Below are 14,902 nucleotides of genomic sequence, written 5' to 3'. Positions count from 1 at the left end.
CCGCCATCTGGCACAACCGCGCCACCGGCCAGCCCGTCACCCGCTCCCTGACCGCCTACGACCACTAACCCCAGTTACGCATTACTCGTCTAGTTCTCGCCGTCTGCGTCGTCTACGCAGTCTGCGTCGTCTTCGCCGGCCATGCGGAAGGCGCCCGCCTCCAGGCGGCGGATCAGTCGGTGGGTCCACTCCGCGCGACTCTCCGCGGTGTGCAGCCACAGCGAGACGACCTCGCCGACCGGCCCCCACTCGTCCAGGTTGGCGTCGGGCGGCAGGTGCGTGGTGATGCTCCTCCGCCACTCGTCCATCGCCCGCGCGCGGCGCCGCAGCAGGTCGACCGCCTCGGCGCGAGGCAGATCGTCGAGGAAGCCCACCGCGGCGGCCAGGAGGTCGAGCCGGGGGTCGCGGCTGGACAGGGCCGAGCGGAGGAGGGCGAGGTAGGTCCGCTCGCCCTCCTCCGTCAGCTCGTACTCCATGCGCGGTGGACCGCCCGCCTCGCTCGGGGTCGTCTCGTGCAGGACCAGCAGTCCCTGCCCGGTCATGGCCTTGAGCGCGTGGTACACCGAGCCGGAGGTGGCGCTGGACCACTCGTGCGCGCCCCAGGACTCCAGGTCCGCGCGGACCTGGTAGCCGTGGGCGCGTCCCCGCCGCCGCACCGCGCCCAGCACGAGCAGTCTCACCGCCGTCATGTGTGCCTCACTCCGTCGTCGCCACCGCGTCGCTGTCGTGACCCGGCCGGCGGGTGCTGATCCACCACAGGGTGCCGAAGGGGTCGACGAAGCCTCCCATCCGGCTGCCGTCCTCCTGCGCGGTGATCTCCTGCGCCGACCGGGCCCCGGCGGCGACGGCCCGCGCGAACACCGCGTCGGGGTCCGGCACGGTCACCCACATCTGGATGTGGGCGGGCTCGGTGGGGTTGGTCTGGCACTGCTCCCCGTGGGCGCCGGAGTCGGCGAAGAACAACACCCCCGTGCCGATCCTGGCCTCGGCGTGCATCACCCGCTCCGGGTCCATGGGCAACGGGACGACGTGGGAGATCTCGGCGTCGAAGACGCTCTTGATGAAGTGGGTGAAGGGCTTCGCGGGCGCCATCACGTAGGGCGTTAACGACGACATGGGAACCGCTCCTCACTGACCAAATTTGGCTACCTGCCTTCAGCAGGCTAGCCGGGACTAGCCGAATTTGGCTAGTCCCGGCTGGTGACTTCCTGCCCTCGCGAGCAAGCCGGTGATGGCGGTCCCCGGCGCACCCGGTGCGGCGTCGGTGCTCAGGGATTGCGTCCCATCGCGTGGAGGAGACGGTTCTGGGCGGTCTCGGCGGGCGACGCGACGGCCGTGGGCGGCCCGTAGTACTGGTAGCTGTCGGTGATGGGGCTCTCGGTGACGCCGTGATAGATCCACTCGAAGTTGTCGAGGACCCAGCCGACGGTCCTCGGGTCGAGCCGCTCGTCCAGTCCCACCGCGCGGGCCAGGTCCCAGGTGTGCACGACGGCGTCGACCACGTACAGACCGAGCAACTGCCGCCCGGGCACCGGGCCGAACGGGTAGTCGACGACCCGGTCGAACGCGCCGTCGGCCAGGAACGCCGCCCGGCACTCCGCCGCGGCCTCCCGGTAGGTGGTCAGGGGGTCGCCGTCCAGCGCCTCCTGGTTCAGGTTCGCCATGAACTCCGCGCTGCTGCCGCCGCGCAGGAGCGCGACGTAGATGCGGCTGCCCTGGATCATGTGGTTGACGAGCTGGCGCACGTTCCACTCGGTGCACGGCGTGGGGCTGCCCCACTCCGTCGCCGGAACCGCGCGCAGGCGCCCGTCGAACCCGGCGACCGCGGTGTCGAAGTGGCCGAGCAACGTGCTGTCCGTGTCTCGCATGCCCCGATTCTGATCTTCGTCCGCGCGGGGTTCCGGCGGGAATCCGCCCTCAAGGCGCGGACGAGCCGGCGAGATCCGGACCTCGTGGCGGGGGTTTGTCCCGGGTCGTCCCCGGCAAGCCGACCACCGTCAGACGCCTTCCCCACCGAAAGGGCGGCACGCATGCCGGTGTACGACCGGACCACGGTTCCCGAGCGGGTCGGGCGCGGGACGCTGGACCCCGAGCTGGCGGCGTGGCTACCGCGAGCGCCGGTCCTCGGCGCGGACGAACGGATCGCGGACGCGCGTCGCTCCCACCGCGCGCTCGGCCACGGCCCGCATCCGCCGATCGGACAGGTGCGCACCCTCGTCCTGGACGGCCCGCACGGCAGCCTGCCGGTCCGGGCGCACGACCCGCGTCAGGCCACCGGCGCTCCGCGCGGCGCCCTGGTCTACCTCCACGGCGGCGGGTGGACGGTGGGGACGCCCGACGAGTTCGAGACCCCCATGCGGCTCCTCGCCGAGCACGCGGGCATCACGACCTACGCGGTGGACTACCGGCTCGCTCCGGAGGCCAAGTACCCGGTCCAGTTGGAGGAGTGCGCGTTCGTGGTGCGCTGGCTGGTCGAGCACGCGGCGGAGGAGAACGTCGACCCCGCGCGGATCGCGCTCGGCGGGGACTCCGCCGGCGGGAACATGACCTGCGCGCTGACCCTGCGGTTCCGGGACGAGGGCGGCCCGCGCCTGGCGGCGCAGGCGCCGCTGTACCCGGAGACCGCGCTCCCCTTCGACACGCCGGCGGGCAGTGAGAACCGGTGCGGCCACTACCTGGAGACGGCCGGGATCCTCCTGTTCGCCTGGAACTACCTGCCCCACGACGTTGATCTCCGTGACCCCTCGGTCTCCCCGCTGCACGCCGACTCCCACGCGGACCTGCCGCCGGCGCTGCTGGTCACCACCGGCTTCGACCCGCTCCGCGACGTGGGCCACGCCTACGCCTGGGCGCTGGCGGAGGCCGGCAACGACCTCACCTACGTCCACCACCCCAACCTCACCCACGGGTTCCTCCAGTTCACCCGCCACTCGGCCGTCTGCGCGCGGGCCACCGAGCAGGTCGCCGAGCACCTGCGCCTCGTGATCGGGCGGGGTGCGACCGGACGGGGCGCGACCGGGAGGTGACCGTGGCCGAGGGGTCCCACGTCCAGCTCCCTCCAGCTCGGTGCGGTCCCGTCGCCAGGCCGCCCACCGCGAGGTCGGAAGTTCCTCGGGTGGACGGCCATGGCACCACGACGAGCTGGCCGTGCGTCACCGGGCCGGCGTCCGCGTCGCCGCCGTCTGCGCGGACGGCGCTGTTCCGCGGCCGACCACGCGGTCGGCTGCTCCACAGTGGACAGCCGACCTAGCCCTCGGGATAGAAGAGGAACAGCGTGCAGCCGGTCGTCGTGGAGGGCACGTGCCACGTCCCGGCCGGCGCGTGCAGGAACGTCCCGGCGGGGTAGTCGCGCGCGCCGTCGTTGAACGTGCCCGCGACCACGTAGACCTCCTCCGGCCCCGGCTCGTGCACGTCGCGGTGCGGCCAGGACGTGCCCGGGTCCATCTCCAGCACGTTGGCGTGCGCACCGGACGGCCCCTTCCACAGTGGACGGAGCCGGATCCCGGGGAACAGCTCGCGGACGGGGGCTTCGGTCACGGACGCGGAGGTGTAGCCCTGCTGGTCGAGGATCTCGGGATGCATGCCCCCACAGTGCCGAGCGCGGTCCGCTCCGGGACAGTGTCAGCAAAGACACCAAGGGGTATTTTCCTGCCATGCATCGCGTGGTGGCCCTGGTGCGCCCGGTGCAGTCGACGTTCGAACTGGGCTGCGCCGCCGAGGTCTTCGGCACCGAACGGGTCGGGGTGCCGCGGTACTACGAGTTCGAGGTGTGCACGGAGACGCCCGGCCCGGTGCCGACGTCGGCCGGGTACGCGATCACGGTGTCGCGGGGGCTCTCGGCGCTCGACGCCGCGGACACCGTGATCATCCCGGGCTGGCTGCCGGTGGAGGCGCCGCTCTCGCCCCGCGTGCGCCGCGCGTTGCTGCGGGCCCACGCCAGGGGAGCGCGGCTCGTCACGATCTGCTCCGGGGTGTTCGCCCTGGCCCGCACCGGGCTGCTGGACGGCCGCTCGGCCACCACGCACTGGGGGCGCGCCGCGCAACTGCGCCGGGAGTTCCCCCGGGTGCGCGTGGAGCCGGACCGGCTGTACGTGGACCACGGCGACGTCGCCACCAGCGCCGGGGCGGGCGCGGGCATCGATCTGTGCCTGCACCTGGTCCGGAAGGATCACGGGGCCGCGCACGCCGCGCTGGTCGCACGGCACATGGTGATGCCGCCGCGCCGCGACGGCGGTCAGGCCCAGTACGTGCCGTCCCCGCCGCCCACGGACGCGCTGGACGGCCTGCTCGACTGGGCCGGCGCGCGTCTGGAGGCACCGTTGTCGGTGGGCAGGATGGCCGCGCACCTCGGTGTCTCGCCCCGCACGCTGGCCCGGCGCTTCGCCGAGCAGGTGGGCATGAGTCCGGGCGCGTGGCTGCTGTCCCGCCGGGTGGCGCGGGCCCGCACCCTGTTGGAGGAGACGGACCTGCCGGTGGAGGTGATCGCGGAGCGCGTCGGTCTCAGCTCGGCGGTCAACCTGCGCCGCCGCTTCCGCGCCCTGGTGGGCACGACCCCGGGCGCTTATCGGCGGGCGTTCCGGTCCTCGTGACGCGCCCGCTCCTGGTGACGCGACCGCCCCTCGGGGTCGTCCGGGCGGGCGGGCGATGGGAGGCGCTCAGGGCGGTGCGGCCGTCGGGCGAGCGAGGCGCCAGGAAGGCCACACCGCCCTGAGCGCGGTCAGTGGAGCACCGGGCGGTCAGGAGTCCTCTGTGGACAGTCCAACGTGCTCCTCCAACCGGGCGAGGCGGCGCGTGAGCGGCTCGATCTCCTGACGGATCGCCGCGGCCAGCGCCTGGTGCGCGCCGGGCGAGGCGGCCGACCGGGCCTGCTGGCTCTCCGAGCGCAGGTGGACGTACCCCGCGAGCGCGGCCGTGACGGCCCGCCGGACGAGCCGGGGTTCGGCGCCCCGACCCCGCAGGACCTGTCCCGCGAGGCCGTCGGGCTCGGAGGCCAGGCCGAGCAGCAGGTGCTCGCACCCGACGTAGTTGTGCCCCAGCGACATCGCCTCGCTGACGGCCAGCTCCAGCGCGTTGGCCGCGAACCCGTCGAACCGCCGGGGTTCGCTGTTCCCTGCGCCGTCCTCCCCGCCGTCCTCCCGCGACGCGGGCCACTGCTGGGCCAGGTCACGCGCCACGTGCTCCGGGTCGATGTCCATGGCGCGCAGCACGTGCAGGGCCAGGTTGGTGCCCTCGGTGAGCACGCCGCTGAGCAGGTGCTCGGTGCCCAGCGCTGGCGCGCCGTCCTCGCGCGCCCTGGCCACGGCCAGTTTCAGGGCCGTCCTGGTCCTGGGGGTGAGGTGGGACAGCGCTCCGGTGGGTTCCTCCTGGTCGAGGTCGGTCAGCGCCGACTCCCGGATGGCCGTCACCCGCCGCACGGCCTGCTCCAGTGCGCGCTGGCACACCGCCGACACCGGGACTCCAGCGTTCCTGACCGCCTCGGCCAGGTCGTCGGGCAGATAGACGTTGATCTTCGGCATCACGCGGGCCTCCTGGCTGATCCCCGTGGGTGTCCTAACATGCCCCCACTGTAACCCCATTGGGGTTACAGGTCCAGGGGTCAGAGGATCGCGTGAGCGCGGGTGGGGCGGGCGTGGCAGCCCGCCCCACCGGGGCGGGATCGCGGAGCGCGTCGTGCGCTCAGGGCTGGGGGCCGGCGACCTCGGCCTTCAATCCGTGCCGGCGGTCGCCGACCACGGCCTCGCTCACCCGTCGCTCCACCAGGTTCGAGAACATCTCCCCCGACACGCGGTAGTCGGCGACGGCCCGGTCGACGTCCTCCTCCACGAGGAAGCCGTTGATCGCGATGGCGGCGACCGAGCCGGCGCCGGCGGCCGTGATCACCTGGGCGCGCGGGTCCACCACGTTGCCGGCGGCCCACACGCCGGGCACGCTGGTGCGGCCCGTCGGGTCGACGCTCACCCAACCGTTGTCCCCCACCGCACAACCCAGGCTGCGCAGCAGCTCGTCCCGCGGCACGAACCGCGGAGCCACGAACACCGACGTCCGAGGCACCTCGCGGCCATCCTTCATCTCGACGGCGCGCACCCGGTCCTCCTCGACCACCACACGCGCCACCTCGCCGTCCACGACCCGCACGCCACGCGCGGCCAGCCGCTCCCGCTCCTCGTCGGTCAGCGCGATCCGGTTCGGGAAGAACACCAGATCCTCGGTCCACTGGCGCAGCAGCAGCGCCTGGTGGAGCGACAGTTCGCGCGCCTCGCCGCCGAGCACGCCGATCGCGGTGCCGCGGACCTCGTAGCCGTGGCAGTACGGGCAGTGCAGCACGTCATCGCCCCACCGCTCGCGCACGCCCGGGATCTCGGGCAACTCGTCGCGCAACCCGGTGGCCACCAGCACGGCACGGGTCGTCAGCGCCGGCCCCTCGGCCAGGCGCACGGTGAAGCCTTGGTCCGGGGTCCGTTCGACCCCGAGCACCCGGTCCTTGACCACCTCGCCGCCGTAGCCGAACACCTCGCCCCGGCCCACGGCGAGCAGGTGCGCCGGCGGCATCCCGTCCCGGGATAGGAAGCCGTGCATGTGCGCGGCCGGCGCGTTGCGCGGCTCGCGGGAGTCGACCACGGCCACCCGCCGGCAGGCCCGGGCCAACACCATCGCGGCGGTCAGGCCGGCCGCCCCGCCGCCGACCACCACCACGTCGTACTCCATCGCGCCCATCGCGATCACCTCCATGGCCCATCGTGCGCCCGAGCGGGACAGAACAGCAACCTTTGTTGCCGTTTTCGCGAAACCGGACGGCGGAGGCCAACACACCTGAGGCCAGGGGGCGCGCACGTGACAAGGGGCTGTCCCCGGCGACCGAGCCGGGGGACAGCCCCTTGTCCGACATGCCGCCAGGTCAGTTCGCGGCGGGCGCGCCATCCCTTCCCCGGCGCTCCGCGACGGCCTGGTCGACCTCCAGCGCCAGCAGGTGGTGGTTGATCGCGATCGCGGCGCTGGACCCCGCGCTGGCGGCGTTGACGAGCTGGGCCGGCGAGTCGACGGCGTTGCCGGCGGCCCACACCCCCGCCACGCTGGTGCGGCCCGTCGGGTCGACGCTCACCCAGCCGTTGTCCCCCACCGCACAACCCAGGTCGCGCAGCAGCTCGTCCCGCGGCACGAACCGAGGACCCACGAACACCGTGGCCCTGGCGACGACCCGCCCGTCCCCCAGCTCGACACCCCGCACCCGGTCCTCGGCCACGACCAGGCGCGCCACCTCGCCGTCGACGACCTCCACCCCGCGCGCGGCCAGCCGCTCCCGCTCCTCGTCGGTCAGCGCGATCCGGTTCGGGAAGAACACCACGTCCTCCGACCACTGCCGCACCAGCGACGCCTGGTGCAGGGTGAACGGCCGGTTGTCGCCGCCCAGCACCGCGATCGGGGTGTCCCGGACCTCGTAGCCGTGGCAGTACGGGCAGTGCACCACGTCCCTGCCCCACCGCTCGCGCACACCCGGGATCTCCGGCAACTCGTCCCGCAACCCCGTGGCCACCAGCACGGCCCGCGCGGTCAGGTCCGGACCGTTCGCGCGCCGGACCAGGAACCCGCCGGTCTCGTCGCGCTCGACGCCCACCACCCGGTCCTTGATCACTTCACCGCCGTAGGCGGTCACCTCGTCCCGACCCGCCGTGAGCAGCTCCGCCGGCGGCATGCCGTCGCGGGACAGGAAGTTGTGCAGGTGCGCGGCCGGTGTGTTGCGCGGCTCCCCGGCGTCGACCACCAGGACCCGTCGCCGCGCTCGCGCCAACACCAGCCCGGCGGTCAGTCCGGCCACGCCACCACCGACCACCACCACGTCGTACTTCATGCGGTCGCCCTTCCCACCGCGCCCACCTCAGCCCCGGGGTGAGCCGGCGTCATCGGTTGTCGCCATCAGTTGTCGTCGTCGTTCTCGCCCGGAACCCGGTGCTCATGGGAGGCGCGGCACGACCGGCGCCGCGGCCTGGTTCCGCACCGGGATCGGACATGTCGGTGCACGACGCTGGCGCGCTGGCCCTCTCTGGCCGCACCGCGGCGGTGGTCCCGGTCCAGCGCGCTGTTCCCCCGCAGTGGCCGCTCGGCGCACCCGGGCCGCGCTCCGCGTGCGCACCACAGCGGACCACGTCAGCAGATGAAGCAGTCTCCCTCGTGCGCGTCGACGGACGGCGTCGCGGGAGACATGATCACCGTACTCAACGGCCCCCGCGGTGTCGCGGGAGTTCGTGGAAGGCGGACGCGGTCATCGAGTCGTGTCGCCGGGGGCGGGCGGGGTGTCCTGGCCGGACGCGGCGGCCTCCAACTCGGCGATGGTCTGACGCAGCCACGCCTTGTCCGCGCGGCTGGTGGCCGCCGCCAGCGTCAGCATCCCCCTGCGGAACCGGTCGGTCATGTCGGCGGCGCGCAACGGCCGGCCCCGGTCGTAGAAGTAGCTGGCCGGCTGTTCCATGAACTCCAGGCGGCGGCGCAGCACCCGTGCCTGGTCGGCGGGGTCGGGCAGGAAGCCGAGGAAAGCCAACAGGATCAGGAACGAGTTCCGGTCGGTGACCTCCACCTCCGCCGGCTCCCGCAGGCGGCGCAGCAGCTCGGCCCGGCCACTGTCGGTCAGCCGGAACACGTTGCGGGGCGTGGGGCCCGCGCCGGGTTCGGTGTGCTTGGTCAGGTGCCCCGCGGCCTGGAGCCGGTTGAGCGCCGGGTACAGCGCCCCGTCGCTGACCGGGCGGATGTGCCCGCTCAGGCCCGAGATGCGTTGCCTGAGGTCGTAGGCGTGCAGGGGCTCCTCGTAGAGGAACCCGAGGATGCACAACGTCAGCACCGACGCCCTCCCGCCCTTCCGGTGTCCGTGGTCATCCTACTATCTCGAATAGAGGGCACTCGATTAGAGTTACCGCCACCATCGACCCGAGGAGGGATCATGACCACCGTCGTGGACGCGCGGACCCGGTACCTGCGCACGCCGGAAGGGCACCGACTGGCCTATGTGGACACCGGAGGGACCGGCCGGCCGGTGCTCGCCCTCCACGGCGCCTACGGCAGGGGACGCGTGTTCCTCGACCTCGCCGAACGCCTCGGCCCCGACTACCGCGTCATCGCCGTGGACCAACGGGGGCACGGGCTGTCCGACCACCCCGGGGACTACGGCCGCGAGGCGTTCCTGCGCGACGCGGCGGCCGTGATCGAACAGTTGGACCTGGCCCCCGCCCTCGTGGTCGGCCACTCCCTCGGCGGGATCAACGCCGTCCAACTCGCGGCCCGGCGGCCGGAGCTGGTGGCCGCCGCGGTCGTGGTGGACATCGGAGCCGAGATCGACGTGCCGGAGGACACCGAGATCCTCCGCCTCCCCGCCCGGTTCCCGACGCTGGAGGCGCTGCGGGTGGCGATCGCCAGGGCGACCGTGTTCGGCGTGGTCGAGCACTTCGCCGAGAGCGCGGTCGAGGACGAGCACGGCTGGCGCTTCCTGTGGCGGGCCGAGGAGGTGCACCAGCTCAAGCGGGCTGTCTGCGGCGCGTGGTGGGAGGACTGGACCGCCAGCGCCCAACCCCTGCTGCTGGTGCGGGGCGGGGACAGCCCGCTGATCCCGCCCGCGCTCGGCGCGGAGATGGTCCGCCGCCGCCCCAACACCGAGCTGGTCACGATCGACGGCGCGGGGCACGACCTGTACCTCAGCCACGCCGACCAGTTCGCCGCGGTGGTCAGGCGGTTCCTCGACCAGCTCCCGGCCTCGGCCGCGCCCGGGCGCTGGTGAGGCACGAGGTCTCGTGACCGGGCGCGCGGCCCGGTCACGAGACCGTCGCGCGGGTCACCTGTCCGCGCTGGCGGAGGTGTCGGACGCGGGGGTGTCGGACGCGGGGGTGTCGGCGGTGGTGCCCGCGCCGAGCGCGGCGCGCATCGCCGCGGCCATCGCCGCCGAGTCGTGGTCCGGCTCCACGCCCTCCACCAGCACCAGGTCGCCCTCCAGGTGCTGGGCGCGCAGCGGCAGGATCTCCTGGTAGGCCGGCGAGTCGTACCAGGCCCGCGCCAGCTCCATGCTCGGGAACCCGATCATCACCAGATCGCCCGGCCAGGCGCCCTCGCGAACCTCCACGGGCGCGCCGTGGACGAGGAACCTCCCCGAGTACGGGTCCAGGGTGGACTGGATGCGCTCCATGTACTCGAACACCTCGGGGTGGACGGCGGTCGGGCGGCGCAGGTGGGCCAGGGCGTAGGCGGTCATCGGTCTCTCCCCGGGGTGGTGGGTGGTGGTGTTGACATCGACCATCCTGCTGCCCTGATCGACGTCCGTCGATTACCTCGGAGGTAATGCCCCCACCTACCCACACGACGGCGGGCGGAGGGCCGAGCCTCCGTGGTTTCCGGTATGTCGACGGGACAACGGGGTGTGCCGCGCCTTCCAGCGATGATCCGCCGGGGGCCGTCCCGACAGGCGGCACGTGACCGAACCTCTCTTGACCTCAACCCCAGTTCAGAGACGAGGCTGCAACCCGAAGCCCGAGGAACCACTCCTCACACCCCCTGACCAGCGAAGGAAGCAGTCGTGTCCGAGAACCCGCTCCCGCTCGCAGTGATCATCGGCAGTGTCCGGGACGGCCGGTTCGGGCCGACCGTGGCGAACTGGGTCGCCGACCAGGCCGGGGAACGCGGTGACTGGGACGTGGACGTCATCGACCTCGCCGAGGTCGACCTGCCCCTGGCGCTGCCGGACCTCGCCGGAGCGCCCTCCCCCGCCGCGGTCGAGGCCCTGCGGACACTGACCCCGCGTCTGGAGCGGGCCGAGGCGTTCGTCGTGGTGACCCCCGAGTACAACCACAGCTACCCGGCCTCGCTGAAGAACGCCATCGACTGGCACAACGAACAGTGGCACGCCAAGCCGGTCGCGTTCGTCAGCTACGGCGCCATCTCCGGCGGCCTGCGCCCCGTGGAACACCTCCGCGTGGTCTTCGCCGAACTCCACGCGGTGACCATTCGCGACACCGTCAGCTTCGCGAACGTCTGGGACCAGTTCGGCGCCGACGGTCGGCCCGTCGACCCGGACGGTCCCGCCGCCACCAGGACCATGCTCGACCAGCTCGCGTGGTGGGCGTGGACGTTGCGCGACGGCAAGGCCGCCAGGCCCTTCGCCGCATGAGAAACCACGGCAGAGACAGGAAAACCCGGCACGCTCGATCCTGACCGGATAGCTCGCGGACACCCCTCCACCCACTGTCCACAAAGGACTAACAGTGCGCGGTTCAGGTTGAGTCGACCAGCAACGGCATGGCGTCGGTGACGATCCGTCGCTGCGCTGTGGGGGGCGAGTCGGTCTGGACACCAGGTTGACGGCCGGTGGTCCCGTTGTGGGGAGAGCCAGCCCGGGTCGAGGAACATCAGAGAGGAACATCGGAACGGAAACTGGTGCCAGGTCGCGGCCTCGCTCGTCGGAGCGGAACAGCAGCATCTGACCAGGCGTTTCATGCCGCGAAGCGGGCACTGACCGGGCGTCGCGCCGATCAGGCTGCCCCGCTTCGCGGCATGGTGGCCGGGGCAACCCGTCGAGTTCGACCGCGGCGCGACCGGGCTGGACAACGGCGGTGTTCAGCGCCTGCTGGAAGCCGTGCTGCTGGCCGGCAACGCCCCGGGCCTCCGCCCGGGGGACGGACCCCAGGACCAGGTGGTTGACGCGCAAGGCCACCGCACTCGCCCTCACCGGGGATCGGGCGGCTGACCCGGGCTCCGCCGCGGCCCATCAGGAGTCCGTCGACGTGGTCGACCAGGTTCGAGGCTGGTCGACCACGCGCTCCCCGCGACGGCGACCGCCGTGTCAGGAGGAGACGGTGACCCCGCCGTCGGGGCGGTCGGTGGACAGGGTGAGGTCCTTCCAGGTGTCGATGTCGTTCTGGACGCGCTGGCGTCCGGCCGTGACCAGGCGCAGGGCGTCCGAGCCGAGCAGCAGGTGCACGGGCGGCGTGTCGGCGTCGAGCACGGTGAGGATGGCCTGGGCGGCGCGGTCGGGATCGCCGATCCCCTGGCCGGCCAGGGTCTGGCGGCGGGCGCGGATCGGGTCGAACAGCTCGTCGTAGTCGGGGATGCTGCGGGGCACGCGGACCAGCGACCGGCCCGCCCAGTCGGTCGCGAACGCGCCGGGGGCTACCGCGGTCACCCGCACCCCGAACCGCGCGACCTCCTGTGCGAGTCCCTCGGTGATGCCCTCCATGGCGTGCTTGCTGCCTTCGTAGAACGTCAGTCCGGGGAACGTGGTCATCCCGCCCATCGAGGTGATCACGAAGATGTGGCCGCCCCGCCGTTCGCGCATGCCGGGCAGCACCGCCTTCATGGTCGCCACCGTGCCGAACACGTTGACCTCGAACTGGTGGCGCAGATCGGCCATCGTGGACTCCTCGAAGGTGCCCTCGACGCCGTAGCCGGCGTTGGCCACGAGCACCTCGATCGGCCCCAACGCGGCTTCGGCGGCGCGCACGGTCGGCTCGATCCGGTCCTCGTCGGTCAGGTCGAGGACGAAGGCCCTGGCGCGTTCGGCGTCCAGGGACTGGAAGGCGGCCGCGTGCCGCTCGGTGCGCACCGTGCCGGCCACCCGGTGCCCGGCCGCCAGCGCCCGCCGGGCGATCGCCAGTCCGAGCCCGGTGCTGACACCGGTGACCAGGAACGTCTTGCTCATCAGGGATTTCCTTTCAGTGACTCAGTGACGGCCATCGAGGCCGTGATCGAGCGCCGCCGGGCGCATGTGCGCACGGCGGTGTCGGCCCCGCGTGCGCGGCGGGGTCGTGTCTGGGTGATGGGGGTGGCCGAATGCCCGCTGGGGCCGCTGGGGCCGGTCAGGAGTCGGCGTCAGCGCCCTGGTGTGCCGCGGCCGCGGATTCGCTTCCCCAACTGGCGAGCAGCCGCAGGCGCTCCTCACTGGGAGAGCCGGTCGGCGCGGAGTAGACCAGCATCGACAGGCTCGGGTCGGCGACCGGGGTGAAGATCTCGAATTGCAGTTCGAGTTCACCGACCATGTGGTGGTGGATCCGCTTCCTGCCGGTGCTGCGTTCGTGGACGCGGTGCTCGGACCACCACGCCGGGAACTCCGGCGACCGCACCATCAGCTCGCCGATCAGGTTGGTGATCCGCTGGTTGCGCGGCTGGTCCGCGGCGGCCAGCCGCAGCACGTGGACGTAGTCGCGGGCCACGTTCTCCCAGTCGCACCACACCAGGCGCGCGCGGGGGTCCAACAGCGTCCAGCGGACCATGTTGCGTTCCCGGCGCGGCAGCGCGGCGATGTCGGGGAACACCAGTGCCCACAGCGCGTTCCCGGCGACGATCTCCAGATTGCCGTCGCGGACGTAGGCCGGGCACAGGTCCATCGACTCCAGCACCTGTCGCATCGCCGGCCGCAGTCGCGCCGAGTGCTGGCCGCGGTCCCGGATCCCGGGTGCGGTGCCGGCGAGGGTGAACAGGTGCCGCCGCTCGACGTCGTCCAGCCGCAGGGCGTCGGACAGGGCGAGCAGCACCTGCTCGGAGGGCTGTCCGACACGGCCTTGTTCCAGTCGGGTGTAGTACTCAACGCTCACCCCGGCCAACCGGGCGACCTCGCCGCGCCGCAGGCCGGCGACGCGGCGACCGACACCGAGTTCGACCGGGAGCCCGATCTCCTCCGGTGTGAGTCCGGCGCGGCGGGCGCGGAGGAAGTCGCCCAGTTCCTTGTTGGCCATGCCCCAAGTCTGAGCGCGCCGTGGTCACCGGCCAACGGGATGGGTGGCCCTGCGAGGGCCACCCAGGCAGATCCGCGGGTCAGGAGCACGGCGGTGGCGGCCACGCTGAGCGGTCTCGGAACCCGGAACCCGTGAAGGACCGTGTCGCCTGCTAGGGCGTGTCTGACGGGTCACGAAGCCAGGCGAGCAGGTCAACAAGGTTCAGCCCATCGAGGTAGTTGCGGGCCAGCCGGTCGTAGCGGGCGGCGATGCCGCGACAGCCCTTGCACCGGTCGCGGCGGCGCCCGGCCACGGTGTGTCGCTGGTCGATCTGCGTGCTGAAGGTGTGGGGATGCCGGCCGGCCGTGTCGCGACGGCGTCGGTTCTCGGCCTGGTCACCCCTTCTCCCGCAAGGGTCGATCTGATGCCGTGTTGGGCCAGGTGTTCCCGGCTGGCGCGGCTGGAGTAATCCTTGTCCGCGATCACCCGCTCCGGCCTGGCATGCGGGCGCGGCGACCGGGCGGGGCGATGCGGATATCGGCCAGACCCTCCTCGATCACAATGGTGTCGTTGGCGTTGCCGGCGGTGAGCACGATCAACAGCGGACTGCCCCTGCCGTCGACAGCGGAGGTGGATCGTCGTGGTCCGCCACGGGGAGCACCTGACGGCGTGATCAGCCTGCTCACGGTGCCCGCCGACGATCCGCCCTCCCCGGTGGAGGACGCGGGAGGGCGAGCGGGCGCCCAGGGGCGTGCTGGTGCGCATCGCCCGATGCTGGAGTCGATCGCCACCCTCGCGGTCGAGTTCGTCGATGGCCTCGGCGATCACCCGCACCCGCGACACCACGGGTGGTCAGGGCGGTGGTGTGTGACCCACCGCCAGAACCGGTTGTCGACACCTCTTCCCCGGCCCGTGCCGTTCCGGCAGGTCACGCCACGCCACACCGGTCTTCGCCTTGAACAACATTCCGTTGATCACACGGATGCCTCGTCCACCCGGGGGCGCCCCTTGCTCGCCGGAGCGGGCAGCAGGGGTTCGATCGCCTGCCACTGCTCGTCGGCCAACTCGTGCCTACGCACCGCCATGCGGGATCAATGCTGATCAGCCACACCAGCTTTGAGGGCACGTCCTAGGTCGTGTCCGCAAAGTCAGGGCAGCCAGAGTCGTAGGCAGGCGAGAGTGACCATGGCCTGACAATGCCGGGCTCGTTTGTCATAGCCAGT

At 72.4% G+C, this 14,902-nt stretch carries 17 protein-coding genes; 4 read left to right on the top strand and 13 right to left on the bottom strand.

Features of this window, described 5'->3' with window-relative positions:
• Positions 1-89 precede the first annotated feature (89 nt).
• From LX15_RS31460 to LX15_RS31450, 3 genes are all read right to left on the bottom strand, one after another.
• Positions 90-689, bottom strand: coding sequence for a PadR family transcriptional regulator (locus LX15_RS31460; protein ID WP_253674766.1), 600 nt, complete (start codon positions 687-689; stop codon positions 90-92).
• A gap of 7 nt (positions 690-696) precedes the next feature.
• Complete coding sequence (locus LX15_RS31455) at positions 697-1,116, bottom strand: VOC family protein (protein WP_253674765.1); 420 nt, start codon at positions 1,114-1,116, stop codon at positions 697-699.
• A gap of 152 nt (positions 1,117-1,268) precedes the next feature.
• Entirely contained in the window at positions 1,269-1,868 is a 600-nt protein-coding gene (locus LX15_RS31450; protein ID WP_253674764.1) for a TIGR03086 family metal-binding protein, read from the bottom strand.
• A gap of 162 nt (positions 1,869-2,030) precedes the next feature.
• Between LX15_RS31450 and LX15_RS31445 the strand changes: the two genes are divergently transcribed.
• On the top strand, positions 2,031-3,026 hold the full coding sequence (locus tag LX15_RS31445; RefSeq protein WP_253674763.1) for an alpha/beta hydrolase: 996 nt from the start codon (positions 2,031-2,033) through the stop codon (positions 3,024-3,026).
• Between the two features lie 220 nt (positions 3,027-3,246).
• Here the strand turns inward: LX15_RS31445 and LX15_RS31440 are convergent, their stop codons facing one another.
• Complete coding sequence (locus tag LX15_RS31440; RefSeq protein ID WP_253674761.1) at positions 3,247-3,582, bottom strand: cupin domain-containing protein; 336 nt, start codon at positions 3,580-3,582, stop codon at positions 3,247-3,249.
• Between the two features lie 71 nt (positions 3,583-3,653).
• On the opposite strand from LX15_RS31440, the gene LX15_RS31435 reads away from it, so the two are divergent.
• The gene (locus LX15_RS31435; protein ID WP_253674759.1) at positions 3,654-4,589 is read left to right on the top strand and encodes a GlxA family transcriptional regulator; all 936 of its coding nucleotides are present in this window, start codon (positions 3,654-3,656) and stop codon (positions 4,587-4,589) included.
• Positions 4,590-4,736: 147 nt separating this feature from the next.
• Here LX15_RS31435 and LX15_RS31430 read toward each other — a convergent pair whose 3' ends face one another.
• The 4 genes from LX15_RS31430 to LX15_RS31415 form a co-directional block, all read right to left on the bottom strand.
• Positions 4,737-5,516 carry a Clp protease N-terminal domain-containing protein gene (locus LX15_RS31430; protein ID WP_253674758.1) on the bottom strand — a complete coding sequence of 260 codons (780 nt, stop codon included), beginning with the start codon at positions 5,514-5,516 and terminating at the stop codon, positions 4,737-4,739.
• Positions 5,517-5,676: 160 nt separating this feature from the next.
• A complete protein-coding gene (locus LX15_RS31425; protein ID WP_253674757.1) occupies positions 5,677-6,729 on the bottom strand; it encodes an NAD(P)/FAD-dependent oxidoreductase in 1,053 nt (350 codons plus the stop codon).
• 166 nt (positions 6,730-6,895) lie between these two features.
• Complete coding sequence (locus LX15_RS31420) at positions 6,896-7,846, bottom strand: NAD(P)/FAD-dependent oxidoreductase (protein WP_253674756.1); 951 nt, start codon at positions 7,844-7,846, stop codon at positions 6,896-6,898.
• Positions 7,847-8,257: 411 nt separating this feature from the next.
• Complete coding sequence (locus LX15_RS31415; protein ID WP_253674755.1) at positions 8,258-8,830, bottom strand: PadR family transcriptional regulator; 573 nt, start codon at positions 8,828-8,830, stop codon at positions 8,258-8,260.
• 99 nt (positions 8,831-8,929) lie between these two features.
• Between LX15_RS31415 and LX15_RS31410 the strand changes: the two genes are divergently transcribed.
• The gene (locus LX15_RS31410) at positions 8,930-9,760 is read left to right on the top strand and encodes an alpha/beta fold hydrolase (RefSeq protein ID WP_253674754.1); all 831 of its coding nucleotides are present in this window, start codon (positions 8,930-8,932) and stop codon (positions 9,758-9,760) included.
• A 54-nt stretch (positions 9,761-9,814) separates the two neighbouring features.
• Here LX15_RS31410 and LX15_RS31405 read toward each other — a convergent pair whose 3' ends face one another.
• Positions 9,815-10,228 carry a DUF1330 domain-containing protein gene (locus LX15_RS31405; protein ID WP_253674753.1) on the bottom strand — a complete coding sequence of 138 codons (414 nt, stop codon included), beginning with the start codon at positions 10,226-10,228 and terminating at the stop codon, positions 9,815-9,817.
• A gap of 321 nt (positions 10,229-10,549) precedes the next feature.
• On the opposite strand from LX15_RS31405, the gene LX15_RS31400 reads away from it, so the two are divergent.
• Complete coding sequence (locus LX15_RS31400; protein ID WP_253674751.1) at positions 10,550-11,140, top strand: NADPH-dependent FMN reductase; 591 nt, start codon at positions 10,550-10,552, stop codon at positions 11,138-11,140.
• Between the two features lie 672 nt (positions 11,141-11,812).
• On the opposite strand, the gene LX15_RS31395 is transcribed toward LX15_RS31400, so the two are convergent.
• The 4 genes from LX15_RS31395 to LX15_RS33765 form a co-directional block, all read right to left on the bottom strand.
• Positions 11,813-12,667, bottom strand: coding sequence for an oxidoreductase (locus LX15_RS31395; protein WP_253674749.1), 855 nt, complete (start codon positions 12,665-12,667; stop codon positions 11,813-11,815).
• Positions 12,668-12,824: 157 nt separating this feature from the next.
• Positions 12,825-13,700: a helix-turn-helix transcriptional regulator gene (locus LX15_RS31390; protein ID WP_253674747.1), complete on the bottom strand. Its 876-nt coding sequence runs from the start codon at positions 13,698-13,700 to the stop codon at positions 12,825-12,827.
• 831 nt (positions 13,701-14,531) lie between these two features.
• Positions 14,532-14,657, bottom strand: coding sequence for a hypothetical protein (locus LX15_RS33770; protein WP_372502831.1), 126 nt, complete (start codon positions 14,655-14,657; stop codon positions 14,532-14,534).
• Entirely contained in the window at positions 14,654-14,764 is a 111-nt protein-coding gene (locus LX15_RS33765; RefSeq protein ID WP_372502830.1) for a transposase, read from the bottom strand. Before LX15_RS33765 ends, LX15_RS33770 begins: the two co-directional genes overlap by 4 nt.
• Positions 14,765-14,902 lie beyond the last annotated feature (138 nt).

Source organism: Streptoalloteichus tenebrarius (genome assembly GCF_024171885.1).
Taxonomy (GTDB): domain Bacteria; phylum Actinomycetota; class Actinomycetes; order Mycobacteriales; family Pseudonocardiaceae; genus Streptoalloteichus; species Streptoalloteichus tenebrarius.
Note: the sequence above shows the minus strand (reverse complement) of the source record. Positions and strands in the feature narration are given on the sequence as shown.